The following is a 24556-nucleotide window of genomic DNA, read 5'->3' as shown; positions in this document are numbered from 1 at the left end:
CCATGCAGCTGGTTGCCAATATCATCGTCCTGAGCGCGATCTACGCGCTGATTTCCTGCGGCTACGTCCTGATCTACCGCGTCAGCCGCGTTCTGAACCTTGCCCATGGCGAGCTGATGATGGTGGGGGCGTATCTGCTTCTCATGACGGCCAGCTTCACCTCGAACCCGATGGTCGCGATTCCGGTCGCGGCCATCCTCAGCCTGACGATGGGGGCGCTGGTCTACCTGCTGCTGATGCGGCGGATGACCGGCGAATCGGTGCTGGCGGCGATCCTGACGACGATCGCTCTGGGCATCCTGTTGCGCGGGCTGATCGTCATCTTCTTCTCGGCCGCGCATCAATACCCGGCGGTCCCGCTGGGCATTCATTCCAGCTCGGTGCAGGTCCTGCCCGGCGCGCGGATCTCCAGCCTGTCGCTGATCCTGGTGATCGTGACGGCGCTGGTCTACGCCTCGCTCTTCGCCTTCCTGCGGCTCAGCCGCTGGGGGCTGCGGATGCGGGCGGCGGGGCAGAACCCGCTCTTGGCCGCGCAGCGCGGCATCAACCTGCACGGCATCTATGCCATGGTCTGGGCCATCGCGATGTTCACGGGGTCGGTCGCGGGGATGCTGATCTCGCTGGATGCAGGGCTGGACCAGACGCTGATCATGATCGGGCTCAAGGCCTTCCCGGCGGCGCTGGTGGGCGGGCTCGACAGCCTGCTGGGGGCGCTGATCGGCTCGCTGATCGTGGCCGCGGCCGAGGTGCTGCTGATCCAGTACGTCAACCCGCTGCTGGCCGATGTGGTACCCTTCCTGATCCTGATCGTGATGCTGGTCGTGCGGCCCTGGGGCCTTTTCGGCACGCGGGAGGCGCTGGACCGTGTCTGACCTGTCCCCTATGCGCGTCGTGACGGCGCTGGTCGCCATCGCGGCCCTGATCGCGCTGCCCTTCCTTGCCTCGGGCGCGACGCTCGACATCGCCAACCAGATCCTGCTGGCCACGATCGGCGCCATCGCGCTGATGCTGCTCACGGGCTTTGCCGGGCAGATCTCGCTGGGCCACGCGGGGCTCTTGGCGGCGGGGGCCTTCACCGCCGGGATCCTCGCGCAGGAGATCGCGGCGCCTTTCTGGATCGGCATCCCCGCCGCCGCGCTGACCGGCGCGCTTCTGGGCGTGATCTTCGGCCTGCCCTCGCTCAGGCTGCGCGGCATCTATCTGGCCGTCAGTACCCTGGCGCTGCATTTCCTCGTGGTCTATGTCGGCGGCGAATACGAAACGCGGCGCGGCTTTTCCACGGGCATCCTGATCGACCCGCCCGTCGTCTTCGGCTTTGAATTCTGGGACCCGGTCGCGTGGTACCCCGTTCTGCTGGTGGTCGCGGTGCTGGTCTGGCTGCTGGCGCGCAACCTTTTACGCTCGCGCACCGGGCGGGCCTGGGCGGCGATCCACGACACCGAGCCGGTCGCGGCGGCTCTGGGCATCAACGTGGCGCGCACCAAGCTATGGGCCTTCGTCATCAGCTCGGCCATCACCGCGATGGCGGGTGCGCTGTTCGCCTATTACCGCGGCTTCGTGTCGATCGAGGCGTTCTCGCTTTTCGTCACCATCCAGTATGTCGCGATGATCATCATCGGCGGCATGGGCAGCCTGCTGGGCGCGGTGCTGGGCGCGGCTTTCGTGACCATCCTGCCCCATGCCATCGAAGCCGCAAGCGGCGTTCTGCCGTCAAGCGGCGGTCTGGCCGGGTCAATCTTCGCCATGAACTACGCGGCTTTCGGGCTGATCATGATCGCCTTTCTGGTGTTCGAACCGGGCGGGCTGGTCGGCATCCTGCGGCGCATCGGCGGCAAGAGGGGAACGCGATGAGCACGCTTCTGACGGTCGAGAACCTGCATGTCTCGTATCAGCGGGCGATCACGGCGCTGACCGGCGTGTCGCTCAGCGTGGATTCGGGGCAGATCGTCGCCATCCTCGGCGCGAACGGCGCAGGCAAGACCACGACGCTGCGCGCGATCTCGGGCTTCATCGGGCTGGACAATGCGCGCGTGACACAGGGCAGCATCCGCTTCGACGGAACCGAACTGGCCCGCCGCCCGCCCTATCAGATCACCCGGCAGGGAATCGCCCTTGTGCCCGAGCGCGACAAGGTCTTTCCCAATCTCAGCGTGCACGAGAATCTCGAGGTCGTCTCGTCGCGCAGCGACGGGGCCGAGCGCGCGCGGCTGCAGGATCTGGTCTATACCCATTTCCCGCGTCTCGGCGCGCTGAAAAAACGCGAGGCGGGGCTTCTGTCGGGCGGCGAGCGGCAGATGCTGGCCCTGGGCAGCGCCATCGTCTGCGCGCCCCGGCTGATGCTGATCGACGAGCTGTCGCTGGGTCTGGCGCCGGTGATCGTGGAAGAGATCGTCGAGCATCTGAAATCCATCCGCACCGATCTGGGCCTGACCATCCTGCTGGTCGAGCAAAGCGCCGCCGTGGCCTTCCGTCTGGCTGAACGGGCCTTCGTGATGGAGCATGGCGGGGTGGTGCTCAGCGGCAGTTCAGCCGAGCTGGAATCGAATGACGCCGTGCGCAACGCCTATCTGGGCACCGGCAGCGAGGGGCGGCGCAGCTACCGCGATCTGGCAATGGCGCGCGACAAGGAGCTGAAGGCATGAGCGAACTGGTGGTCGACAAGATCTCGCTGTCCTTCGGCGGTCTGCAGGTCCTCAACGAGGTGTCGCTCTCGGTGAACGAGGGCGAGCTTCTGGCGCTGATCGGCCCCAATGGGGCGGGCAAGACGACGGTGTTCAACTGCATCAGCGGGCTTTACCGGCCGACGGGCGCGGTGCGCTTTCGCGGGCAGGACATCATCGGCAAGAAGCCGCATGAGGTGGCCGCCCTCGGCATCGCGCGCACCTTCCAGCACGGCGAGGTCTTCGCGCGGCTCAATGTCGCCGACAACCTGATGGCCGCGCGGCATCTGGCGATCCGCTCGAATCCCTTGTCCGAAATGCTGGGCCTGCCCGGCGCGCGACGACAGGAGCGCGAGCATCGCGCGCAGATCGCCCGGATCCTCGATCTGTGCGACCTGACGGCACTGGCCGACACGCCCGTCACCGACCTGCCCTATGGCACGCAGAAGCTCGTCGGTTTCGCCCGCGCGCTGGCGCTGGGTCCGTCGCTGTTGCTGCTTGACGAACCCTCGGCCGGGCTGACCCGCGAAGAGCGCGAGGATCTGGCCTATTACATCCTGAAGACCAAGGCGGAGCTGGGCATCGCGATGATCTGGATCGAGCATGACATGCAGATGGTCGCCGACCTTGCCGACCGGATCCATGTGCTCGATTACGGGCGTTCGCTGGCCGATGGCGCGCCCGAGGCTGTGCTCAACGATCCCGGGGTGATCAAGGCCTATCTCGGGACGGTTTGAACCTTACTCGGCGGGCGTCTGCTGCGCGCGCATCCAGTCGCGGCCGGGTGGTGGTGCGGGCTCGGCGGCTTGCGCGGCCTGTGCCTTGCCGGGCAGGCGCGCCTGCCATTCGGCCAGCGCCGCAACGGCAATGCTCAGCGCGATGCCGAGTGGGGGCAGCACCCACGCCATCCACACCGGGTCGCCATAGCCGTCCATCACGACCTGAAAGGCGAGCGACATCGCGGTTCCCGCCGAGAAGACCAGAAGCCCCTGCCGCCCCATCAGCCGCAACGGCGCGGCCCAGCCCATCGCGGTCAGGCGGCGCACGACGTCGAAATAGGACAGCACATAGACCATCGACAGAACATGCAGCAGGCGGGGCAGCGACAGGAAGGTCTTGTCATGCGAAACGATATGAAACGGCACGCCAAGCCCGCCCAGCCGCGCCATCTGATGGTTCATGAACGCGCCGAGAGCGGGGATGTATTTCCACGCCACGACCAGCAGCAGATACCCCGCCGTCAAAGCCAGAAGAACGCGGCTTTTCGGGACGAAGCGCTGTTCGCGCCGCAGCGCCATGCCGATCAGCAGCCCCACCAAGAAGACCAGCTGCCATGCCACCGGGTTGAAGAACCATCCGCCCGGATTGGGAAAATTGGGCAGGTTGAGCCGCCACCAGCCCGCCGCGAACCACAGCCCCACCGACGCCGCCGCCAGCGCCCAGGGCCGCCAATGTCCCAGCAGCATCGCGAGGGGGGCGAAGAACAGCAGCACTGCATAGGCGGGCAGGATGTTCACATAGCCCAGCTGATGCGTCATCAGCGGGATACCGATCAGCGCCTCGGCGGTGTTACCGAAAACCTGCCGCAGGTTGATCTTCTCAAGCAGCTCGGGAAGGTTGAACAGGATCGCCCCCGCCGCGAAAATCGCGATGGCCCAGAGGGTCAGCAGGATCTGCGCCTGATAAAGCGTCCATGCGCGCATCCACATCGGCTTGACCGCCGCCCACCATCCATTGCGCGCGCGGTTCTCGCCGGTGAAGCGCCCGCTATAGGCCAGCCCGGCGGCGATACCCGACATCACGAAGAAGGATTCCGCCGCATCCGAGAAGCCCCAGTTGCGCAGCGTCAGCGTCTCGTAGGGGTTTCCCGGCACGTGATCGACGAAGATCATCACCAGTGCCACGCCGCGAAACGCATCGATGCGCGGATCGCGCGGGCGACGGGCCGGGGCAGCGCCCGGAAACCGGACCAGCTTGGTGTCAGAGGGCGACATCGGCGACCCCGGTTTCAGGCGTCGCTTGCCGGGCTTTGCCTTGTGCGCCGTTCTGCCACGACGCATGCGTCACGGTGTAGAGCCGCACGATGTCGGGCATGTCGCGCTCTTCGGGGATGTCGAACAGGCTGCGGCCCAGACGGCGCGAGGTCAGCGTGATCAGCGCGGGCGCGGCCAGCATCGGCAGGCAGACGGGCAACAGCCACGGCGCCAGGTCGGGCGCCACGCTCGATGCGACCAGCAGCGTGACCGCGCCCACCGCCGAGATCCACAGCCCCGCCTGCACCCCGTCGCGCCAGCGCAGCCGACCCTCGCCGCGCTGATTGGCGGGCCAGCCGCCGTCGCGGCCCGACAGGACCTGCAACACCGAGCGGCTCTGATACATCAGCATGACGGGCGCGATGACCGAGCTGAGGGCGATCTCGGTCAAAACCGACAGCCCGGCTTTCAGCGTCCCGCCGAACCCCCGGTCGCGGCCGGACAGCGCCGCCCCGGTCCAGATCGCCACCTTGGGGAGGACCAGAAGCCCGGCGATGCCGAAGACCAGCGCCGTGATCTCTTTCGAGCGGTCCGAGGGAAAGACCGGGAACAGCGCATGGGGTTCGGGGAAGTAGTCGGGCGCGGGCGCATTCAGCGTAGCGGCGATCGAGGCCAGCATGAACCCACCCCAGAGCAGAGACACCAGATAGGCGAAAATGCCCTGCACGAAGACGAACCGGCTCCACGCCGACAGGCCGGGCGCGGTCAGAAGACGCATGTGCTGCAGGTTGCCCTGACACCAGCGGCGGTCGCGGCGGGCATAGGCGAGCAGGTTGTCGGGGCCTTCCTCGTACGAGCCTTCGATAGCCCCGTCGACGCGCACCGACCAGCCGGCGCGGGCCAGAAGCGCGGCCTCGACATAATCGTGGCTCAGGATATGGCCGCCGAACGGGGGCCGTCCGGTCAGTTCCGGCAGCGCACAGCTTTCAGCGAAAGCCCGCACGCGGACGATGGCGTTGTGGCCCCAGAACGGACCGGTATGCCCCTGCATCCGCGCAAGGCCGCGGGTAAAGACCGGGCCGTGGAACGCGGCGGCGAATTGCATCGCCCGCCCGAACAGCGAACGCGAACCGATCACGCGCGGCAGCGTCTGCAAGAGGCCCAGCCGGGGGTCGGCCTGCATCCGCGCGATCATCGTGCGGATCGTCGCGCCTTCCATCAGACTGTCGGCGTCAAGAATGACGGCAAACTCGTAAGCGCCGCCGGACGTGCGGATGAATTCCTCGATATTGCCCGCCTTGCGCCCCCGGTTCGAGCTGCGGCGCCGGTAGAAGATCCGCCCCTGCCCGCCGGTTTCCTCCAGCAGCCGGACATAGGCGTGGCGCTCTTTCAGCGCGGCGGCCTCGTCGCGGGTATCCGACAGGATGGCGAAATCGGCCCGGATACCGGCTGCGCGGCTCGAGCTGTCCATCGCGGCGATGCGGGCGAAGGTGGCGACCGGGTCTTCGTTGCAGATCGGCACCAGGACCACGGTCGGCGGTTGCGGGGCGCGCGGCGCTTCGTCCTGCGCGCGCAGGGCACGGCCCGGAAGGCCCGTGAAGGCCAGCGACGCGCCCCAGGCCAGCCAGGCCGTGGTGATGAAGATCAGCGCCGAGCGAACCACGTCCCATGCATCCAGCCCGTCCTGGATCGCTGCTTCGGCCAGCAGGACCGTCGCCGACAGTGCCGCGACCACCGACAGGGTGATCGCAAGGCTGCGCACCACGACGGTGCGGGTATCCGGGGCAAGCGGTTTGCGCATGAACCGCTGCCTCAGACGCGCTGACGAAAGATGAGAGAGGGCAAGAACCGCCGGCCACCCAGCCGGACGCGCGGACGCTCGAGCTGTTGCTCGGGCATCTCCATCGGCGCCTGCGGCGGCAGCCAGTGCGCGGCCTCGACGATGTCGAGATCCGATTGCGATGTCAGTTCAAGTTCCGGTTTCATTCTCGCACCCATTGGTACAGCCACGTCTCGGAAAGCGTCCTGTCATAACCCTTCAACACCGCGCGCAGTTCCACGACCGAGCCGGGATCCGCCCTGACTTCCAGCACCAGCCGCCAGGTATCGCTTCCGCTGATCTTGCTGAGCACCGTGCCGACCAATTCGCCGCGTCCGGTACTGACCTCGGGCTGAACGTCGGACTCGGCGGAAAGTTCCGACAGAAGCCCGCCTTTGAAATCAATGACGAATTTGCGCATGTTCGGATCGATTTCGGCGCCCGCGACGCCCGCGATTCCGGCACGGGTGCGCAAGACCTGTGCAAGTTCGGGATTGGCCGCGCCCCTCGGCTCGCCGCCCCAGAGCAGGCGATAGCCCACCTCGAAGGAGTCGCCGCGGCGCGTCGGCCGGTCGGGCACCCAATAGGCGACGATGTTGTCGTTGCCCTCGAAGGCCGAGGGGATCTCGATCAGCCGGATGGTCCCCTGCCCCCAGTCGCCGATCGGCTCGACGATCAACGAGGGGCGGCGTTCGTAATGCGCTTCGGCATCGAGATAATCCTCGAATGACCGGCTGCGCTGCACCAGACCGAAGGATTGCGGCGACTGCACGCCCATATAGGACGAGGCCAGCCGCGGCGGGTTGTTCAGCGCGCGCACATTGGTTTCCCCGCTGCGCATGTTCAGCACGAGGTATTCGCTGTCATGGACGGCGGGACGGAAATCCTGCGTTTCGTCGGGATCGGCACCGCCGAACATGAACATCGAGGTCAGCGGCGCCACGCCCAGCTGGCGGATATCGCTGCGCAGGAAGATGCGCGCCGTCACCTCGACCTCGGTCGTGTCGCCGGGGGTGATGACGAAGCGATAGGCGCCGGTGACCGACCGGCTTTCAAGCCGTGCATAGACCGTCATCGGCGCATTGTCCGATGCCGGACGCTCGAGCCAGAAATCGATGAAGCGCGGGAATTCCTCGCTGTCGGACAGACCGGTATTCACCGCCAGCCCGCGCGCGGACAGGCCATAGACATTGCCCCGCCCCAGCGCCCGGAAATAGCTGGCGCCCAGGAAAGAGATCACCTCGTCGAAATGGTCGGCGCGGTTCAGCGCGGCCAGCAGGCGGAAGCCCGCCACGCCCGGAAGCTGCGCATCGGCGGGGACTTCGTCCGCCAGCTCGCCCCGGTATTCGAAATCGGCGGTCGAGAAATCCAGGGGCTGCGCCGTGCCGTCGACGATCTCGTAGACATGCACCGGCTCGCGGAACAGCCAGCCCAGATGGAACGCCTGCAACCGCATCCGCTGGCCGGGATCGGACCAGCGCGTGTGGTCGGTGCGGAACTGGATCATCTGGTAGCGGTCATAGGTCAGGTCGGACAGGAAACCCTCGACCTGTTCGGCAGGCGCGGGTTCCACCAGGCTGGCCTCGCGCACCCGGTCGGTCAGCCAGTCGAAGGAAAAAGCCTGCGCTTGGGGTGCCGGGGCCTGCGACTCAGGCGCTGGCGATTCGGTGTCCGGAGTTTCCTGAGACAGCGCCGGCGCCGCGCGCAGCATCGCCAGAGACGCAACCGTTCCGGCCAGTCCGGCAAGCATTTGACGGCGGCTGTTTTGCAACCGAAGCGGCGCCGCCAAAGCGGCTTCAGACAAGGGCTTCAATCCGGGACTCCGTAAAAGTTCACTGACCGGGGTTGATCATGGTTTTGCAGATGCAAAAGGAAAGAGCTGTTGAGTTCCGCGTGGCGAAATCCCGCCAAGCGGGAATCCGGTTCACGCTCTGTTTCCTTGCGTCGCGTTCATATTCCGCTGCGAATTAAGGCGCCGCGATGCGTTCCGCCTTCTTGCTGCGCAGGCAGGATCCGCCCGGCATGAGGGCATCAGCGGAGAGTCGGAAAGGACACGGAATGGCAGACGGCATGGAAGGCCCCGAAGAAAAGATCTGCGTCGTGACCGGAGGCGCGGACAGCGTCTGCTGGCCTGCGCGCGGCAGCTGACCGGGCGGAACGCGCGACCAACGATGATGAATTATGCTGCCGCCGCGTTCTGCGCAAGACCCCATCAAGCGCCCGTGGCGGCGACTGGCAACGCTTGGCTTACCGTTTGAAGTTGCGCAGGAAAAGCGGGCCAGTCCCGCCGGGCGACCGGCCCCGCCCGCATCCGCGCTCCGCCCCGCTATTGCCCTTTCCCGCCCACGCGCGAGGGCTTCTCGACCAGGACGGGATTATGGCTGTTCGACGTGTCGAAGGACGCGATGGCGTCGTTGGGCGCAAGGAAGGGCGCGCGCGACCGGGCATAGACCTCGCGCCGGATATCGTACCAGAAGGTCGGCGGATCGAAGGTGCCGCCGGCGATGCCGGTCAGGCCGGGGAATACCTCGAGCGACCAAACAAGGGTGGTTCCGCATTCAGGGCAGAAGCGCTGGGTGAAGCGGCGATCCGATTCCGTGCGGAAGCTGTAATCCTTCAGCTCGCCCGAGAGCATCTCGACCGCCTCGTCACGGAAATAGACCGAGACGCCGAAAGCCGAGCCGGTGCGCAGCTGGCAATAGCGACAATGGCAGATCGCTGCCTTTTCCGGTGTGCCGTGCACGCGGTACCGCACGGCGCCACAGGCGCAACCGCCGTCGTGAAATGCGTCCATGACCAATCCTCCCCTTGGCGTAACCTGCCCCTCATCCCGCGACCGGGCAAGACGCTTGTCAGCGCATCGGGCGCGCCCTAGCCTGCCGCGGCAACCGGCAGGGATAAACATGGCCGACGCCGTCAAGACCATCCGGGCCCTCGCGCGCGGGCTCGACGTGCTGCAGCTTTTGCAAAGCTCGGGCGCGCTGACCCTGCACGCGCTGCACCAGCAGACCGGCCTGCCCAAGGCGACGATCCTGCGCATCCTGAAAACCCTGCGCGAGCGGGGCATGGTCTGGCAGCGGATGGCCGACGACGCCTATGTGCCGTCCTATTCGCTGGTCGAGCAGGCCGGCCGCATGGACCGCGAGCTTGCGCTGGTCGAAACCGCCTCGCCGCTGCTTGAGCGTCTGTCGGACCGGATCCGGTGGCCCTCGGTCCTGGCCGTGCCGCGGCTCACGCATATGGAGGTGATCGAGACCAACGCCTCGCGCGCCTATTTCGACCAGATCCCGCTGGGCCCGGTCGGGTTCCGGGTGAACATGCTGCGCTCGGCCTCGGGGCGGGCCTTCGTGACGTTTTGCGAGCCGCCTGTGCGCGAAGCGATCCTCGAGACGCTCAGACGCTCGGAACACGCGGGCGACGCCAAGGCGCGCAATCCCGATTACATCGCCCATCTGATGCGCGAGACCGAAGCGCAGGGCTACGGGCTGCGCGACCCCGATTTCGGGGGCGATTTCGACCGGGGCCGCGCGCAGGCCGATGACGGGCGGGAATCGCTGGCGGTGCCGATCCTGCTGGGCAGCCATGTGCCCGGGACGCTGAACATCACCTGGAGCCGCCGGGTCCACGGGCGCGAGAGCGGAGCCGCGCGGTTCGCGGGGCCCGTCCGCGAGGCGGCCGAGGCGGTGGCCGACCTGTTGGCCAAACGGCCTTAGGGTTTCACCATGTGAAACCTTCGGCGCCGCCAGATTGTCGTCGAAGCCGCCTCGCCTCTAGTCTTCCGGTCAAACGGGAGGAGCCTATGGCAGAGCTGACACGCGCCGATATCGACGAGATCCTGAAGCTGGTCGACGGATCGGAATTCGATGAACTGAAGCTTGAGATGGGCGATCTGAAGCTGGAATTGCGGCGCCGGGGGGCGAACCCGTCCGCGCCGGTGGCCGCCCCTGCACCCGCGCCCGCAGCCGCGAAAACGTCCGAGCCGGTGGCGGCGCCCATCGCGCCCGAGAGCGGCGGGACCGAGGTTCCGGCCCCGCTGCTGGGCACCTTCTGGCACGCCCCCCGCCCCGGCGCCGCTCCCTTCGTCAAGCCGGGCGACACGGTACAGGCCGACACGGTGATCGGCATCATCGAGGTCATGAAACTGATGAACTCGGTCGAGGCGGGCATCGCCGGCACGGTGACGGAAATTGCCGCGCCCAATGGCGAGCTGGTCGAGCATGGCCAGTGCCTGATCCGCGTCCGCCCGGCCTGATCCCATGCCGGACATCAAGCGTATCTTCATCGCCAATCGCGGCGAAATCGCCGTGCGCATCATCCGCACCGCGCGCGCCCTTGGACTGGAAACGGTGCTGGGCGTCTCGGCGGCCGATACCGAATCTCTGGGCGCGAAACTGGCCACGCGCGCGGTGGTGCTGGGACCGGCGCCCTCGAAGGACAGCTATCTGCGCGTGGGCACGGTGATCGAGGCCGCGAGGGGCACCGGCTGCGACGCCGTGCACCCGGGCTATGGCTTCCTGTCGGAAAATCGCGACCTGGCGCAGGCCTGCGCCGATGAGGGCCTGATCTTCATCGGCCCGTCGCCCGACAACCTGTCGGCGGTGGGCGACAAGCTGACCGCGCGCTCTCACGCGGTCGCGGCGCGGGTGCCGGTGGTGCCGGGCGGCACGGTCGAGACGCTCGACGACGCGACGGTGCTGGCCGACAAGGTGGGCTTTCCGCTGCTCATCAAGGCGGTCGCGGGGGGCGGCGGCAAGGGGATGAAGCGCGTCGACGACGCGACATCGCTGCCCGCCCAGCTGGACATGGCCATGGCCGAGGCCGAAGCGGCCTTTGGCGATTCGCGCGTCTATCTGGAACGCTTCGTCACCGTGGGCCGCCATGTCGAAGTGCAGATCCTGTCGGACGGCGACACGATCCTTCACGCGGGCGAGCGCGACTGCTCGGTCCAGCGCCGTTACCAGAAGGTGGTCGAGGAAGCGCCCGCGCCCCATCTGCCCCCCGAACTGCGGCGGGGCCTGCTGGACGCGGCCGTGCGCTATGCGCGCCATATCGGTTATCGCTCGCTGGGGACGGTCGAGTTTCTGGTCGATGTCGAGCGTTCGGAATTCTACTTTCTCGAGATGAATGCACGGGTGCAGGTGGAGCATCCGGTGACCGAGGCGATCACCGGCCTTGACCTGATCGCCCTGCAGATCGCGATTGCCGAGGGCAAGCCGCTGACGCTGACCCAGGACGATATCCGCCCGAGCGGCCACGCCGTCGAATGCCGGCTGAACGCCGAGGACATGGCGCAGGATTTCAGGCCCTCGCCCGGACGGGTCACGCAGGCATGGTTTCCCGCCCTGCCCGGTCTGCGCGTCGACACGCATATGCTGCCCGGCGCGATGATCCCGCCCTATTACGATTCGATGGTGGCCAAGCTGATCACCTGGGGGGCCACGCGCGACGAGGCGATCGCGCGGATGCTCACCGCACTCGATGTCTGCGTGCTGGACGGCATCACCACCAACGTCCCCCTGCATCGCGCGATCCTGTCGGATGCCGCGTTCCGCAAGGGCGGCGTCGATACCACCTACCTCGGCAAGTTGTTGGCCGGAACGGGAGAAAACGCATGAGCATCAAGCTGATCGACACGACGCTGCGCGACGGCAATCAGTCGAACTGGGGGGCCACGGGTCTCGATACCGGGATGATGCTGCAGATCGCCCCGGTGATGGAGCGCGTGGGCTTCCACGCCATAGACTTCCTGGCCTCGACGCATATGGGCGTCGCGGTGCGCTTCAAGAAGGAAAACCCGTGGGAACGCCTGCGCCTGATGGCCGAGGCCTGCCCGACAACGCCGCTGCAATTCCTCACGACGGGAATGCGCTTCATCTCGTGGGAAGTGGCCTCGGACGAGCTGATGGAATTCGCCTTCCGGCTGCTGGTCAAGAACGGCATTCGCCGGTTCGCCATCATGGACCCGATGAACAACGTCCCCGCGATGCTGAACATGGCGGGCATCACCCGACGCGCGGGCGGCAGCCAGATCGTCGCAGCGCTGACCTTCACCCTGTCGCCGCTGCATGACGACGCCCATTTCGCCGAAGCCGCGCGCAAGCTGACCGCGACCGGGCAATTCGACCGGCTGTATCTGAAAGACCCCGGCGGGCTGGTCACGCCAGAACGGGCGAAAACCCTGATCCCGGCGCTGAAGGCGGTGATGGGCGCGGTGCCGCTGGAATTCCATTCCCACACCACGATCGGGCTCGCGCCCTTCAGCTATCTCGAAGCCGCCCCGCTGGGCGCCACGACCCTGCACACGGCGGCCAAAGGCGCAGCTAACGGCACCGCGCAGCCTTGGGCCACCCCCGTGATCGGCAACCTGCGCGATCTGGGGCATTCGGTCGATGTCGATGACGAGGCCGTCGCGCAGATGGATGCCTATTTCGAGGCGCTGGTCGCCGCCGAGGGGCTGGTCCATGGTCAGCCCGGCGAATTCGACCGCGCCTATTTCCGCCACCAGATGCCGGGCGGGATGATGGGCACGATGAAGCGCCAGCTGGGGGAAATCCGCAGGCTCGACCTGCTGCCCAAGGTTCTGGACGAGGTCGAGCAGGTGCGCGCCGAGCTGGGCTATCCGATCATGGTCACGCCCTTTTCGCAGGTCGTGGGCACCATGGCGCTGATGAACGTCATGCAGGGCGAGCGCTACAAGACCATCCCCGACGAGGTGACGCGCTATGTGCTGGGCCGTTTCGGCCAGCCCGCGATGCCGATGGACAAGCATGTCGAGGCGCGGATCCGCGACACCAAACGCGCGCGCGAACTGGAGGAAGAGCCGCAGATGGGCTCGCTCGACGAATTGCGCGCGAAGATCGGCTCCGGCTACAGCGACGAGGAATTTCTCTTGCGCGCCGTCATGCCCGCGGACCAAGTAGACGCCATGGTCGCCGCCGGACCGGCGCGTCGCGGCTATGACCCCAAATCGCGGCCCGTCCTGCATCTGATGAAGGAACTGACCGCGCGCAAGGGTCTGGGCGCGATCCGGATCGAAAAGCCGGGGCTGAAACTGGAACTGAAAGGAAGCCCGTGATGCACACGCACCCGATCAAGGCCGTGGTCTTCGACATCGACGGCACGCTGGCGCTGATGGACAAGGAAAAGGGCACCTATACCGCCCTGCCCGGCGCCGTGCAGGCGCTGGCCGATTGCAAGGCGATGGGCCTGCCCGTCGTGGCCTATACCAACGGCACCTTCTTTCCGCCCGCGCATTATTATCCGGCGCTGGCCGAGGCTGGCCTGGTGCTTGAGCCCGGTCACGTCCTGACCCCCGCCGCCGTCGCGGCCCGCGCGCTCAGGGCCATGGGTTATACGCGCCTCATGGTGATGGGCGCCGAGGGCACGACCGTCCCCGTCGAAGAGGCCGGGATCGAGGTCATCGCCCCCACCAAGGACGCGCCCAAGGTCGATGCCGTGCTGCTGGGCTGGTGCAAGGATTTCAACGCCGAGCAGGTCGAGGCGGTGGTGCAGGCCGTGTGGAACGGCGCGAAACCCTATGCGGGCTCGGTCGCGCCTTATTTCGCGGGCGCGGGCGGCAAGAAGCTGCTGGGCATTTCGGGCGCCATCGCCGCCGCGCTGACCAATGCCACCGGCGTGCCCGTCACCGTCTTCGGCAAGCCCGAAGCGGCGGGGCTGGACATCGTCAGCGCGCTGACCGGCGCGCGCCCCGAGGAAATGGTCATCGTCGGCGACGACCCGAAGCTGGAAATCCGCATGGGCCGCAGGGCGGGGGCGTTTTGCGTCGGCGTCACCACCGGGGTAGTGGACGCCGACGGGTTCAAAGGGTACCCCTCTGACGAACGCGCGCAAGTGGTGCTCGCGTCACTCGAAGGCTTCGCCGACCAGCCCTGGTTCGCGAGGCGGACAAAGACCGAGGAGAGGGCATGATGGTCACCGAAGGCGATATTCTCTGGCAAGCATCGGACGACCGGCTGTCAAAAGCCGTCGTCACCGATTTTCTCGCTTTCCTGGCCGAACGGGGCCATGTCTTCGACGATTACGCCGCGCTTCATCACTGGTCGGTCACCGATCTTGACGGGTTCTGGCAGGCCGTGCGCGACTTCTTCGGCATCGAGATGGACGGCGACTTGCAAGAGGTCGTCACCAGCGACCCCATGCCCCGCACCCGCTGGTTCACCGGCACGCGGATGAACTTCGCCGAACAGGTCCTGCGCCACGAAGCCACCGGCGATCCGTCCCGCGTGATGCTGCATCATTGCTCGGAAACCCGCCCGCTCGCGGCGATGTCCTGGGCCGAGGTCGGCGGACAGGTGCGCAAGCTCGCCACCCGCCTGCGCCAGATGGGCGTGACCAAGGGCGACCGTGTCGTCGCCTACATGCCCAACATCCCCGAAACCGTGATCGCCATGCTGGCCGCCACGTCCCTTGGCGCGACCTGGGCCACGGCGGCGCCCGAATTCGGGCCGCAGACGGTGATCGACCGCTTCAGCCAGATCGAGCCCAAGCTGGTCTTCGCGGTCAACGGCTACCGCTACGGCGGCAAGGATTTCGACCGCACCGGCGATCTGAGCCGGATCCTGTCGCACCTGCCGAGCGCGACGACACTGGTGATGCTCGATTACCTGCCCGGCGCGGCGAAGGCGCCCGAGTTCCACGGCGAGGTGATCGACTGGGACGCGATGCTTGGCGGGCCCGAGGTCGCGCGCGAGGATTTCACCTTCGAGCGCGTCGCCTCGGACCACCCACTCTGGACGCTGTTCTCCTCGGGGACGACGGGCCTGCCCAAACCGATCGTGCATTCGCATCACGGCATCGTGCTGGAGCATCTGAAGAACGCGGCCTTCGGGCTCGATCTGGGCGCTGGCGACACGTATTTCTGCTATTCCACCACCGGCTGGATGGTCTGGAACACGCTGATGCACGGCCCGCTTCTGAACGGGCAGGCCACGCTCTATGACGGACACCCGACCTACCCCGATGCGGGCGCGCTCTGGCGGATCATCGAAGCCACCAGGGTCAGCCATTTCGGCGTCTCGCCCACCTTCATGACGATGGTGCGCCAGCAAGGCATCGTGCCGGGGAGGGACTACGACCTCTCGGCGCTGAAAAGCATGTTCCTGACCGGCTCGCCCGCCACGCCCGAGATCCTCGCCTGGATCCATGAGGGCGTGAAGAAAGACCTGTTCGCGACCACGCAATCGGGCGGCACCGAAGTTTGCGGCGGCATCCTCGCGGGCACGATCCTGCTGCCCGTGCGCGCCGGCGAGATCCAGGCGCCCGCGCTGGGCTGCGACGCCTGCGCCTTCGATGAAGACGGCAAGGTCGTGATCGACGAGGTGGGCGAGCTGGTGATCCGCAAGCCGATGCCCTCGATGCCGCTGTTTCTGTGGGGCGACGAGGATTTCGCGCGCTACGAGGACAGCTATTTCGACACCTATCCCGGCATCTGGCGCCATGGCGACCGCGTGCGCTTCAACGCGCGGGGCGGCAGCTACGTGCTGGGCCGTTCGGACGCCACGCTCAACCGGTTCGGCGTGCGCATCGGCTCGGCCGAGATCTATCGCACGATGGAGGGGATCGAGGGCGTGGCCGACAGCCTGATCATCTGCATCGAGGACGGCAAGGGCGGCTATTACATGCCGCTTTTCGTGCAGATGCACCCGGGCGCTGCGCTCGACGACGCCAAGCGCGCCGAGATCGTCAAGCGCCTGCGCTCGGAACGCAGCCCGCGCCACGTCCCCGACGAGATCGTCGAAGCGCCCGAGATCCCGACCACCCTGACCGGCAAGAAGATGGAGGTCCCGGTGCGCAAGCTGCTGCTGGGTCAGCCGGTGGACAAGGTGGCAAGCCGCGACGCGACGAAGAACCCCGCCGCGCTGGACTGGTTCGCCGATTTCGCCGCGGCGCGCGTCTCGGCCTGAGGCGCCCCGCCCGACAGACCACAGCGGCGGCGCCCCCCACCGGCGGCGCCCCCGCGCGCGCTAGCCCTTTCATTCTGCTTCAAATACTCAAATCCGCGCTCATCGCCCGCCGCGCCGCCGGGCGAACGCCGTCCGTCGATGCCCGGCTCAGCGCCCTGTCGCCACCTGGAACACCGCGCCCTCCAGCGCCTCGGTCACGGTGACCTGGCAGGTCAGCCGCGATACCGCGCGCGGTTCGTTGGCCATGAATTCCAGCGTGTCGGCCTCGGCCGGCTGCGGTTTGGGCAAGGGACCGTTGGGCGCCTCGAGCAGGTAGCAATGGCAGGTCGCGCACATCGCGGAGCCGCCGCACTCCGCGATGATCCCTTCGACGCCCGCGTCGCGGGCCGCATACATCAGCGGGTCGCCGGGCACCGCGTCGATCTCGCGCTTCGTGCCGTTTTCCTCGATGAAGGTGACTTTGACCATGGATCCCTCTCAGATGAATTGCTTGCCGCCGTCGATGACCAGCGTCTGACCGGTCACGAACGAGGACAGGGACGACGCAAGATACAGCGCGCCGCCGGTGATGTCTCCGGTCTCGGCGTTGCGCCTGAGCGCGGCGCGGTCGATGCCGTAGGCCGCCGCATCCTCGATCAGCGAGAGGCTCGCCTCGGTCAGGGTGAAGCCCGGCGCGATGACATTGACGCGGATCCCGTCGCGCCCCATCTCGCGCGCCATGGTGCGGCTCATGGCGATGACGGCGCCTTTCGAGGCGACGTAGTGCATCCACATCGGCGAGCCCGAAAACACCGTGGCCGAAGCGATATTGACGATCGAGCCGCCGCCGCCCGCGCGCATCGCGCCCGATACCGCGCGGGTCATCTGCCAGACGCCCTTGATATTCACCGCCATGACCCGGTCCCAGACATCCTCGTCGATCTGTTCGAAGGGGCGTCGTTCGAGCCCGGCATAGAGCGCGGCGTTATTGACCAGCGTGTCGATCCCGCCCAGCGCGCTCTGCGCCGTTTCCACCAGCGCCCGGCACGAGGCGGTTTTGGTCACATCGACCTCGGCAGCGACGGCTTCGTGGCCCTGCTCGACGATGAGGGCGGCGGTTTCCTCGGCCCCGGCGCGATTGATGTCGGCCGCCACGACCCGCGCACCGGCCCCGGCAAAGGCCTGCGCAAAGGCGCGGCCCAGCCCCGCCCCGGCGCCGGTGACGAGGACGCGGTTTCCGTTCAGGCTTATCTCGGTCACGATCCGGATCCTTCGCTGGGTTTCAGGCGGGTATAGGTCGGGCCGTGGCCCAGATAGCGGCGGATCGATTCCTCGGCCCAGACGGCGGCTGTGTTCGCCTCGGCCATGGCGCGGCCCTGCGGGGTCAGCATGAGCGGGTTCGACCGCTCGCGCAGCATGTGCAGGATCTCGGTCACCGGCACGTCGTACCAGCCCGCGATGGTGCGCATCCCGTGCGGCGTGGTACGCCAGCCCTTGTCGGCATCCTTCATCACCGCGTCGTTGATATCCTTGGCCTCTTTCACCGTGTCGTGGCCGTCGATCACCGCCAGAACCGCGTCGATATCCACGCCCTCGGGCCGGTGCTTTTCAAGGATCCCGCGCGCGATTTCGACCGAGTGCAGCTCGTGTTCGCGGACCAGGTCCTTGCGTGTGGGATTGCGCCCGATGGCCAGCAGCAGCAGGTCCTCGGGGATGCGTTTCCAGCCCACGTCATGCAGCACGATGGCGGGCAGGACGACGCTGTCGTCGGCCTCGGGGATCTGCGCCAGAAGCGCGCGCGCAAGGCCATAGGCGACGATCGTGTGTTCGTCGTTGTTGCGCACGTCGAGATAGGGCCGGGCCTCGTGCCAAAGCGGCAGGTCGCGGGGCAGAAAGGTTTCGTCGGGGGTCACAGCGCTTCCTCCCAGCTCAGATACATCGTCTTGTATTCAAGGTAGCTTTCGACGCCGTAGCGCCCCTTCTCGCGACCAAGGCCGCTTTCCTTCATGCCGCCGAAGGGCACATGATGGCTGGAGCGCCGGATATCGTTGAGCCAGACCGACCCGGCCTCGATCCCTTCGCACAGCGCCAGCCCCGTCGCGAGATCGCGGGTGAAGACGAAACCAGCCAGCCCGAAGCGTGACTCGTTGGTCAGCCGCAGCGCCTCGGCGGGGCTGTCGACCGGGGCGAGGCCGATGACCGGGCCGAAGGTCTCGTCCTGCATGATCAGCATCTCGGGCGTGGCCTCGGCGATCAGCGTGGGGGGCAGGTAGCAGCCAGCGTCATAGCCCGGCCCCGTGGCCCGCGTACCGCCTGTCAGGATACGCGCGCCCTTCGCCCGGGCGTCGGCGATCTGGCTTTCGCTGTTGGCGAAGATGCGGTCGTTGACCAGCGGGCCCAGATCCCCCTGCCCGCCCGCCGGGGCCAGCGTCAGCGCCTTGGCCCCAGCGGCGAGCCGCTCCAGCATCGCGTCGTAGACCGGGCGCTCGATATAGACGCGGTTGACGCGGTAGCAGAACTGCCCGGAATTGGCGAAGCCGTGCCGGGTGATGGCAGCCGCGGCGCGGTCCAGATCGGCATCGGCGCAGACGATGGCCGCCGAATGCCCGCCCAGCTCCAGCGTGACGCGCTTCATCGTGCCCGCGCAGGCGGCGGCGATGGCCTTGCCCGCCGGGACCGAGCCGGTGAACGCCACCTTGCGCGGCACCGGATGCGCGACCAGCGCCTCGCCCAGCGCGCGGTCGCCGGTGACGACGTTGAACAGGCCCGCGGGCAGACCCGTGTCGTGGAACAGCCGGGCCAGCATCAGGGTCGAGAGCGGCGTTTCCTCGCTGGGCTTGGCGACGACCGGGCAGCCGGCGATCAGCGCCGCGCCGAGTTTGAACATCAACAGCGTGATCGGGTAGTTGAAAGGCGTGATCGCCACGACCACGCCCACCGGGTCGCGGGTGATGACGATCCGCTCGCCCGGGGCCGATCCAAGCGGCATCGCCGCCCGAAGGCGCAATCCTTCTTCGGCATAGATGTCGAGCAGGTCGGCCGAGCGCGCGATCTCGCTCACGCACCCCGCCAGCGGGCGGCCCAGTTCACGCTGCAGGACCGCGCCGATGCTCTCGGCGTTCTCGCGCATCGCCTGTGCGCAGGCTTTCTGCAGCCGCGCGCGCTCGGTCATCGGCACGCGCTTCCAGCCTTCGAAGGTCCGCATGGCCGAGACGATGGCGGCATCAGCATCCTCGGACCCGCCCAGGGGCACGGTCTCGAACGCCTGCCCCGTCGTCGGGTCGGTGACCGTCATGCGCCGGCCCGACCGGGCAGGGACAGACAGACCGTCGATGAACATCTCCATCCGCAGCCCCCTAAAGCAGATGCGCCAGCAAAAGCGCGCGGGTCCTGGCCAGCTCGGCCTCGGCCATGGCGCGGCCCGGTTCGGTTTCGAATTTCGGCAGCACCTTTTCGTTGCGGTCGCAGTTCTGGACCGGCGTCTCCCCGAACCAGTCGCAGCCCACGGCGGTGCCCGTCACCTCGTAGCGCCACAGCTTGTCGCTGTCGCGCACGATGCGGTCGTTCAGATGGCGGGGTTCGGGGCGGGTATCGTGGCCGTCGATGATCTCGCAGACCTGCGCGATGATGGCGTCGGACCAGCCAGTTTGTTGCAGCACTTCGGTTCCCAGCCGCACGCCTTCGGCCTCGTGCCGGTAGCGGACATCGGATTGCAGGATATTCCCGGACCGGAACCCCTGCTCGAGGATCTCGTCCATGTCGATGGCCCACCAGCCGATATCGTGCAGCAGGATCGCCAGCAGGCAGACATCGCGGTCGGCCTCGGGGAAATGGTCGAGCAATTTCACGCACCACGCGAAGGACAGCGGGATATGCACATCGTTCTTGCGCGCGCGCATGTAGGGTTCGGCGGCGCGCCAGACGGCATCATAGCGCGACAGGTCGGCAGGCATCGGAAACTCCGCAGGCGGGACAGTCGGGGGGCCGCCGGAACGGCCCCCTTGAAGTCATTCAAGGATCGTCACGGTGCCGGCATTGCCGTCCACGCGCACCCGCATCCCCGTCTTGATCCGCGACGAGGCATTGCCGGTGCCGGTGACGGCGGGCAGGCCGTATTCCCGGCAGACGATGGCCGCGTGGCTCATCATCCCGCCGATATCCGTGACCGCCGCGCCGATCTTGCCGAAGACCGGCGCCCAGGACGGCGCGGTCACGGGGGTGACAAGGATCTCGCCCTTCTGCAGCTCGCCCAGCTGGTCGGGCGAGCGCAGCACGCGCGCGACGCCCTCGACCACACCGGGCGACCCGGCCATGCCGTGCAGCGCGCCATCGGTCGAGCCCTCGCCCACCCAGCGCTTGATCGAGTCGCTGGTGATGCCCCAGAGCATGATGGTGAAGGGTTCGGTGATGACCTCGGGCGGGTTGTTGAGCGCGGGCTGCGGCGATTGCGAGGCCAGCGCATCGACGATGCCACGGCGGCGGCGGATCTCTTCCGGCCAGTGGGTCGCGCCCTGAAGACTGGTACCGATGGCCCAGGCGGCAGAGTAATCCCACAGCACGTCGCGGACCTCGTTGCGCGACAGGAAGAACATGCCGTCCTCGCTGTCCCACAGGCCCTGATCCATGAGCAGCTTCGAAAGCTGCCGCATCTTGCGCCAGAACACACCGAGCGCCCAATGCTCGATGTAGAAATTGTGGTCCTCGACATAGGGGAACACGGTGCGCGACAGGCCCAGCTTCTGATCGAAGACCGCCTGCGCCTCGTCATCCATCATTTCGCGGTATTCGGCGGTGATGCGGTCCCGCTCGGCCAGCAGCTTGTCGGTCGGGCGCATGATCTCGTCGCCCGCCTCGATGCGTTTGATGTAGTCCTTCAGATAGGTCATCGGGATGTCGAGATGGTCGATCCAGTACTTGTCGGTCGAATAGAACCCGTTGCCGCTGGTGAAATTGAACCACGGATCCTTGGCTTCCTCCCACGCGGCCAGCCATTCCTTGCCGCCGGGCTTCGTCGCCAGATCGGCCAGGATCACGTCGACATGGTCGCTCTCGAACACGGGCGACAGACCCTTTTCCACCGCCAGCTTCGCCAGCTTCTTCAGCTCGTCATCGGGGCGGAACAGCTCGCTGTCGACGCCCTGAACCATCTTCGCGATGGCCTGATCGGGGATCTGCGGAAACTCGCCTTTCAGGAAGCCGAAGAAATCCAGATAGGCCGCGTAACCGAGGTTCAGGAACTCGAAATGGTATTGCCAGATCTTGTAGCACAGCCGGATCGCGTCGTCGTAGCGGTTGAACAGATCATAGGTGTTGTCGAGCCCCCTGCCCTCTTTCACCCAATCGACATCGACCACCTCGGGCAACGGTTCGAACTGGATCGCGTCGAGCTCTTCGATCGCCGCCATGACCTTGGTCTTCCAGTTGGCCAGCAACGCGTCCCAATTCATGTAGTAATGACCCGCCCGCTCCAGGAATTGCGGGATCCGGGCCTCGATATCCTCGGGCGCGACACCGATGGGCGAGAAATAGACGTAGCCGTTCAGGATGCGGTAATCGACGCCATTGGCGGGCGGTACCAGCAGGTGACGGGTGTTGTACTGGCCCAGCCCCTTGGTGGCGAAATCGACCATGATCGTATCGAAGGGACGGAAAGGCGTCGGCCAGTGCTGGCTGTTGCAGAACCAGAACTTGCCGTCCTCCTCGGCGCGTTTCTCGGGTCTGAACAGCACGTAATAAGGATAGATGCTTTCCCAGCCTTCGGCGCCGGCCGGCGCCTTCATGTCATAGGCGCTGGGAAACAGCGGCGTTTGCGCGTCCATTCTCGATCCTCCCTGAATGGCACAGATACTCGCCCCTTCGGCCCGCGCTCAGCGCTTCGAGCCGTAGGGATTGTTCAAGGTTCCGACGATACTCATCATTCCGGTCGCGTAGGGGTTGCGGGGTTTGTCCTTCTTCTTCTGCGACCAGATGGTTTCAGGGCGCGATTGCAGCGCCAGCAGGTTCTCGCCGTCGGGCAGATCGGCGTCGATGGCCCATTCCACGTCCTGCGGACAGCCATTCTGTTTCTCCAGCCGCTTGGCAAGCTGCGCCACGGCGATCACCTGCGCATCGCTCAGGCAAGGCGTCGCCCGGCGGGCCTCGTCGACCTCGCGCTCGACGGTTTCGCCCCGCTCGGCATCGCCGATCAGCTCGACATGCTTGTCGCTGATCTTGCGGTCGATGATCTCCATCAGAACCTTCTCGACGCTGTAATTGTCGGGCGTCACGACACCCGAGACGACCATTTCGCCCAACCCCCAGCTGGCATCGATGACGATCCGCGTGCGGTCTCCATTGACCGGGTCCAGCGACATCGCCACCCCGGCAGCGCGCGCGTTGACCATCTTCTGCACGCCCACGCTCATGTTCACGTCGGCATGGGGGATGCGGTTCCTTTCGCGGTAGGCGACGGCACGGGTGGCGAACAGCGAGGCCCAGCAATCGCGCACCTTCTCGACCACCGCGTCCGCGCCCCGCACCCACAGATAGGTGTCCTGCTGGCCCGCGAAGCTGGCATCCGGCAGGTCCTCGGCCGTGGCGGACGAGCGCACGGCGACGGGCGTATCCCCGCCCATCGAGGCATAGGCATCGCGGATCGCGGCCTCGACCTCGGACGGGATCCTGTGGCCGCGGATACGGATGCGGATCGCCTGCGCCGCGCGGTCCAGCGCGTCGAAATCCTCGGGATCGACGCCGTGCAGATGGCGCTCGATCTCGGCCCTGAGCCCGGTCTGTTCCAGCATTGCCAGATAGCCGTCGGTCGTCACGGCAAAACCCGGCGGCACCGCGACTCCTGCCTGCGTCATCTCGCCCAGCGAGGCGCATTTGCCGCCGACCCGCGCCAGATCGTGCTTGCCGATCGCATCGAAGCTCAGCGTGTACCTGCCGTCGGTCTTCATGCCGCGCCACCCAGTTGCACCATCACCGAGGTCGGGACGCGGAAGGTGATGTTGCGGTGGTACTCGGCCTCGAATCCCGGCGCGAGGCACAGGTCGGGGAAGCGCTCGGACAATTGCCGCAGCAAGACCGCGCCCTCCATCTTGGCCAGCTGGAAACCAAGGCAGTAATGGATCCCGTAGCCGAAGCTCAGATGCGTGCGGGCATTCTGCCGGGTGATGTCCAGCTTTTCGCCATCGGGGAACTGCGATTCGTCACGGTTGGCCGAGCCGGTGATCATCAGCACCTCGGCGCCGGCGGGCAGCCGGACGCCGCCAACCACGGCTTCGGTCCGAGCCTTGCGCCGCCAGCCCACGACCGACGGCATATAGCGCAGCATCTCTTCGACCGCGTTGGGAATGAGCGACGGATCGGCCTTGATCGCGTCCCAGGCCTCGGGGTTCTGCATCATCGCGATGACGTAATTGCCCATGAAGGTCGAGGTTGTCTCGTGCCCCGCGAACAGCGTCGAGTACAGGACGCCCGCGATCTCCTCGTTGGAGATGTCGGCGCCTTCGGCCTGAAGCCGCAAAAGATCCGAGGGGAAATCGTCGCCCGGCGCGTCGCGGCGCATGTCCAGAAGGTCGTGGATGTATTGCCAGTAGGCTACCATGTCATGCGCGACGGGGATCATTTCCTCGTCCGACAGGTCCGACCACGTCATCTTGCCCCGGCTGGCGCCGTATTGCTTGATCTTCGGCACGTCCCTGTCGGGGATGCCCATCAGCGTGAACAGCACATGCGCGGGCACCGGGTAGGCGACGATGTCCCAGAAATCGACGGGCTTGCCGTCGCGGCCCGCCGCTTCTAGTTTGTCGAGATGGGTCTTCACGATCTCTTCGATCTGCGGCTCGATCGACTTGAAGCGGCGCGGGCCGAAGCACGATTGCGCGACCTTGCGGATGCGGGTGTGGTCGGGCGGGACCCGGGCGGTCAGGCCGGAATAGGCCGTGAAGCCCCCCTCTTTCAGAATCTGCCGCCCGGCCTCCGACATCGGCCGCATGGGTTTCTGCGCGTTCTCCGAGCTGAAGGTCTTCCAGTCGTCGAAGATCGCCTTGATGTCGTCGAAACGGGACACGACCCAGTAACCGCTAGGCTCGTGATAAAAAATCGGCTCTTCCTTGCGGAACTGTTCCCACCGGGCATGAGGCCGGTTCAGGTCGAACGGATCAAAGCCGTCCGACGGCAAAATGCCGTCCATCGTTTCCATGTCGATATCCTCCCAGA

The 24556-nt window shown here is 66.7% G+C and carries 23 protein-coding genes; 10 read left to right on the top strand and 13 right to left on the bottom strand.

The annotated features are described in order from the left end of the window. The first annotated feature begins 2 nt into the window (after positions 1-2). Genes C4N9_RS15385 through C4N9_RS15370 form a run of 4 tightly spaced genes read left to right on the top strand, consistent with a single transcriptional unit; the run spans position 3 to position 3397 of the window. A complete protein-coding gene (locus C4N9_RS15385) occupies positions 3-872 on the top strand; it encodes a branched-chain amino acid ABC transporter permease (protein ID WP_109534231.1) in 870 nt (289 codons plus the stop codon). Beyond that, on the top strand, positions 865-1851 hold the full coding sequence (locus tag C4N9_RS15380; RefSeq protein WP_146195175.1) for a branched-chain amino acid ABC transporter permease: 987 nt from the start codon (positions 865-867) through the stop codon (positions 1849-1851). Before C4N9_RS15385 ends, C4N9_RS15380 begins: the two co-directional genes overlap by 8 nt. Then, on the top strand, positions 1848-2642 hold the full coding sequence (locus tag C4N9_RS15375) for an ABC transporter ATP-binding protein (protein ID WP_109534229.1): 795 nt from the start codon (positions 1848-1850) through the stop codon (positions 2640-2642). The genes C4N9_RS15380 and C4N9_RS15375 overlap by 4 nt, the downstream gene beginning before the upstream one ends. Continuing rightward, positions 2639-3397 (top strand): ABC transporter ATP-binding protein, encoded by a 759-nt coding sequence (locus tag C4N9_RS15370; RefSeq protein WP_109534228.1) that lies wholly within the window; start codon positions 2639-2641, stop codon positions 3395-3397. The genes C4N9_RS15375 and C4N9_RS15370 overlap by 4 nt, the downstream gene beginning before the upstream one ends. Positions 3398-3400: 3 nt before the next feature. Here the strand turns inward: C4N9_RS15370 and C4N9_RS15365 are convergent, their stop codons facing one another. From C4N9_RS15365 to C4N9_RS15350, 5 genes are all read right to left on the bottom strand, one after another. Then, complete coding sequence (locus C4N9_RS15365) at positions 3401-4654, bottom strand: OpgC family protein (protein ID WP_109534227.1); 1254 nt, start codon at positions 4652-4654, stop codon at positions 3401-3403. Continuing rightward, complete coding sequence (gene mdoH / locus C4N9_RS15360) at positions 4641-6434, bottom strand: glucans biosynthesis glucosyltransferase MdoH (protein WP_109534226.1); 1794 nt, start codon at positions 6432-6434, stop codon at positions 4641-4643. The genes C4N9_RS15365 and mdoH overlap by 14 nt, the downstream gene beginning before the upstream one ends. A gap of 11 nt (positions 6435-6445) precedes the next feature. After that, entirely contained in the window at positions 6446-6619 is a 174-nt protein-coding gene (locus tag C4N9_RS21945; RefSeq protein ID WP_168192250.1) for a hypothetical protein, read from the bottom strand. Then, complete coding sequence (locus C4N9_RS15355) at positions 6616-8202, bottom strand: OpgD/OpgG family glucan biosynthesis protein (protein ID WP_109534225.1); 1587 nt, start codon at positions 8200-8202, stop codon at positions 6616-6618. Before C4N9_RS15355 ends, C4N9_RS21945 begins: the two co-directional genes overlap by 4 nt. 576 nt (positions 8203-8778) lie before the next feature. Then, the gene (locus C4N9_RS15350) at positions 8779-9246 is read right to left on the bottom strand and encodes a GFA family protein (protein WP_109534224.1); all 468 of its coding nucleotides are present in this window, start codon (positions 9244-9246) and stop codon (positions 8779-8781) included. A 109-nt stretch (positions 9247-9355) separates the two neighbouring features. On the opposite strand from C4N9_RS15350, the gene C4N9_RS15345 reads away from it, so the two are divergent. The 6 genes from C4N9_RS15345 to C4N9_RS15320 all read left to right on the top strand — a co-directional run bounded on the left by C4N9_RS15345 (position 9356) and on the right by C4N9_RS15320 (position 16375). After that, complete coding sequence (locus C4N9_RS15345) at positions 9356-10165, top strand: helix-turn-helix domain-containing protein (protein ID WP_168192249.1); 810 nt, start codon at positions 9356-9358, stop codon at positions 10163-10165. Between the two features lie 86 nt (positions 10166-10251). Further along, on the top strand, positions 10252-10704 hold the full coding sequence (gene accB, locus C4N9_RS15340) for an acetyl-CoA carboxylase biotin carboxyl carrier protein (RefSeq protein ID WP_109534222.1): 453 nt from the start codon (positions 10252-10254) through the stop codon (positions 10702-10704). Between the two features lie 4 nt (positions 10705-10708). Beyond that, the gene (locus C4N9_RS15335; protein ID WP_109534221.1) at positions 10709-12067 is read left to right on the top strand and encodes an acetyl-CoA carboxylase biotin carboxylase subunit; all 1359 of its coding nucleotides are present in this window, start codon (positions 10709-10711) and stop codon (positions 12065-12067) included. Further along, a complete protein-coding gene (locus C4N9_RS15330; RefSeq protein ID WP_109534220.1) occupies positions 12064-13527 on the top strand; it encodes a biotin carboxyl carrier protein in 1464 nt (487 codons plus the stop codon). The genes C4N9_RS15335 and C4N9_RS15330 overlap by 4 nt, the downstream gene beginning before the upstream one ends. Beyond that, positions 13527-14381, top strand: a complete 855-nt coding sequence (locus C4N9_RS15325; protein ID WP_109534219.1) for an HAD-IIA family hydrolase — start codon at positions 13527-13529, stop codon at positions 14379-14381. The genes C4N9_RS15330 and C4N9_RS15325 overlap by 1 nt, the downstream gene beginning before the upstream one ends. Then, on the top strand, positions 14378-16375 hold the full coding sequence (locus C4N9_RS15320; RefSeq protein WP_210404052.1) for an acetoacetate--CoA ligase: 1998 nt from the start codon (positions 14378-14380) through the stop codon (positions 16373-16375). Before C4N9_RS15325 ends, C4N9_RS15320 begins: the two co-directional genes overlap by 4 nt. 147 nt (positions 16376-16522) lie before the next feature. On the opposite strand, the gene C4N9_RS15315 is transcribed toward C4N9_RS15320, so the two are convergent. The 8 genes from C4N9_RS15315 to C4N9_RS15280 are packed head-to-tail and all read right to left on the bottom strand — an operon-like array spanning position 16523 to position 24539. Continuing rightward, positions 16523-16843 carry a 2Fe-2S iron-sulfur cluster-binding protein gene (locus C4N9_RS15315; protein WP_109534218.1) on the bottom strand — a complete coding sequence of 107 codons (321 nt, stop codon included), beginning with the start codon at positions 16841-16843 and terminating at the stop codon, positions 16523-16525. A gap of 9 nt (positions 16844-16852) precedes the next feature. Beyond that, positions 16853-17614: an SDR family NAD(P)-dependent oxidoreductase gene (locus C4N9_RS15310; protein ID WP_109534217.1), complete on the bottom strand. Its 762-nt coding sequence runs from the start codon at positions 17612-17614 to the stop codon at positions 16853-16855. Next, on the bottom strand, positions 17611-18267 hold the full coding sequence (locus C4N9_RS15305) for an HD domain-containing protein (RefSeq protein ID WP_109534216.1): 657 nt from the start codon (positions 18265-18267) through the stop codon (positions 17611-17613). The genes C4N9_RS15310 and C4N9_RS15305 overlap by 4 nt, the downstream gene beginning before the upstream one ends. Next, positions 18264-19700, bottom strand: a complete 1437-nt coding sequence (locus C4N9_RS15300) for an aldehyde dehydrogenase family protein (protein WP_210404051.1) — start codon at positions 19698-19700, stop codon at positions 18264-18266. The genes C4N9_RS15305 and C4N9_RS15300 overlap by 4 nt, the downstream gene beginning before the upstream one ends. Before the next feature lie 10 nt (positions 19701-19710). Beyond that, the gene (locus C4N9_RS15295) at positions 19711-20307 is read right to left on the bottom strand and encodes an HD domain-containing protein (RefSeq protein WP_109534215.1); all 597 of its coding nucleotides are present in this window, start codon (positions 20305-20307) and stop codon (positions 19711-19713) included. Positions 20308-20361: 54 nt separating this feature from the next. Next, positions 20362-22173 (bottom strand): PEP-utilizing enzyme, encoded by a 1812-nt coding sequence (locus C4N9_RS15290; RefSeq protein WP_109534214.1) that lies wholly within the window; start codon positions 22171-22173, stop codon positions 20362-20364. A 48-nt stretch (positions 22174-22221) separates the two neighbouring features. Next, the gene (locus C4N9_RS15285) at positions 22222-23292 is read right to left on the bottom strand and encodes a PEP/pyruvate-binding domain-containing protein (RefSeq protein WP_109534213.1); all 1071 of its coding nucleotides are present in this window, start codon (positions 23290-23292) and stop codon (positions 22222-22224) included. Then, entirely contained in the window at positions 23289-24539 is a 1251-nt protein-coding gene (locus C4N9_RS15280) for a cytochrome P450 (protein ID WP_109534288.1), read from the bottom strand. The genes C4N9_RS15285 and C4N9_RS15280 overlap by 4 nt, the downstream gene beginning before the upstream one ends. Between the last annotated feature and the right edge of the window lie 17 nt (positions 24540-24556).

Origin of the sequence: Pararhodobacter marinus, assembly GCF_003122215.1 — a bacterium.
Classification (GTDB): domain Bacteria; phylum Pseudomonadota; class Alphaproteobacteria; order Rhodobacterales; family Rhodobacteraceae; genus Pararhodobacter; species Pararhodobacter marinus.
This window is presented reverse-complemented; position numbering and strand designations above follow the sequence as displayed.

Excerpts from the sequence above, each read along its gene's own strand:
- C4N9_RS15335 (WP_109534221.1), top strand. The coding sequence starts at position 10,709 with ATGCCGGACATCAAGCGTATCTTCATCGCCAATCGCGGCGAAATCGCC.
- C4N9_RS15355 (WP_109534225.1), bottom strand. The coding sequence starts at position 8,202 with ATGCTTGCCGGACTGGCCGGAACGGTTGCGTCTCTGGCGATGCTGCGC.
- C4N9_RS15300 (WP_210404051.1), bottom strand. The coding sequence starts at position 19,700 with ATGGAGATGTTCATCGACGGTCTGTCTGTCCCTGCCCGGTCGGGCCGG.
- C4N9_RS15285 (WP_109534213.1), bottom strand. The coding sequence starts at position 23,292 with ATGAAGACCGACGGCAGGTACACGCTGAGCTTCGATGCGATCGGCAAG.
- C4N9_RS15375 (WP_109534229.1), top strand. The coding sequence starts at position 1,848 with ATGAGCACGCTTCTGACGGTCGAGAACCTGCATGTCTCGTATCAGCGG.
- accB (WP_109534222.1), top strand. The coding sequence starts at position 10,252 with ATGGCAGAGCTGACACGCGCCGATATCGACGAGATCCTGAAGCTGGTC.
- C4N9_RS21945 (WP_168192250.1), bottom strand. The coding sequence starts at position 6,619 with ATGAAACCGGAACTTGAACTGACATCGCAATCGGATCTCGACATCGTC.
- C4N9_RS15385 (WP_109534231.1), top strand. The coding sequence starts at position 3 with ATGCAGCTGGTTGCCAATATCATCGTCCTGAGCGCGATCTACGCGCTG.
- C4N9_RS15295 (WP_109534215.1), bottom strand. The coding sequence starts at position 20,307 with ATGCCTGCCGACCTGTCGCGCTATGATGCCGTCTGGCGCGCCGCCGAA.
- C4N9_RS15330 (WP_109534220.1), top strand. The coding sequence starts at position 12,064 with ATGAGCATCAAGCTGATCGACACGACGCTGCGCGACGGCAATCAGTCG.
- C4N9_RS15320 (WP_210404052.1), top strand. The coding sequence starts at position 14,378 with ATGATGGTCACCGAAGGCGATATTCTCTGGCAAGCATCGGACGACCGG.
- C4N9_RS15345 (WP_168192249.1), top strand. The coding sequence starts at position 9,356 with ATGGCCGACGCCGTCAAGACCATCCGGGCCCTCGCGCGCGGGCTCGAC.
- C4N9_RS15280 (WP_109534288.1), bottom strand. The coding sequence starts at position 24,539 with ATGGAAACGATGGACGGCATTTTGCCGTCGGACGGCTTTGATCCGTTC.
- C4N9_RS15350 (WP_109534224.1), bottom strand. The coding sequence starts at position 9,246 with ATGGACGCATTTCACGACGGCGGTTGCGCCTGTGGCGCCGTGCGGTAC.
- C4N9_RS15325 (WP_109534219.1), top strand. The coding sequence starts at position 13,527 with ATGCACACGCACCCGATCAAGGCCGTGGTCTTCGACATCGACGGCACG.
- mdoH (WP_109534226.1), bottom strand. The coding sequence starts at position 6,434 with ATGCGCAAACCGCTTGCCCCGGATACCCGCACCGTCGTGGTGCGCAGC.
- C4N9_RS15370 (WP_109534228.1), top strand. The coding sequence starts at position 2,639 with ATGAGCGAACTGGTGGTCGACAAGATCTCGCTGTCCTTCGGCGGTCTG.
- C4N9_RS15365 (WP_109534227.1), bottom strand. The coding sequence starts at position 4,654 with ATGTCGCCCTCTGACACCAAGCTGGTCCGGTTTCCGGGCGCTGCCCCG.
- C4N9_RS15315 (WP_109534218.1), bottom strand. The coding sequence starts at position 16,843 with ATGGTCAAAGTCACCTTCATCGAGGAAAACGGCACGAAGCGCGAGATC.
- C4N9_RS15290 (WP_109534214.1), bottom strand. The coding sequence starts at position 22,173 with ATGGACGCGCAAACGCCGCTGTTTCCCAGCGCCTATGACATGAAGGCG.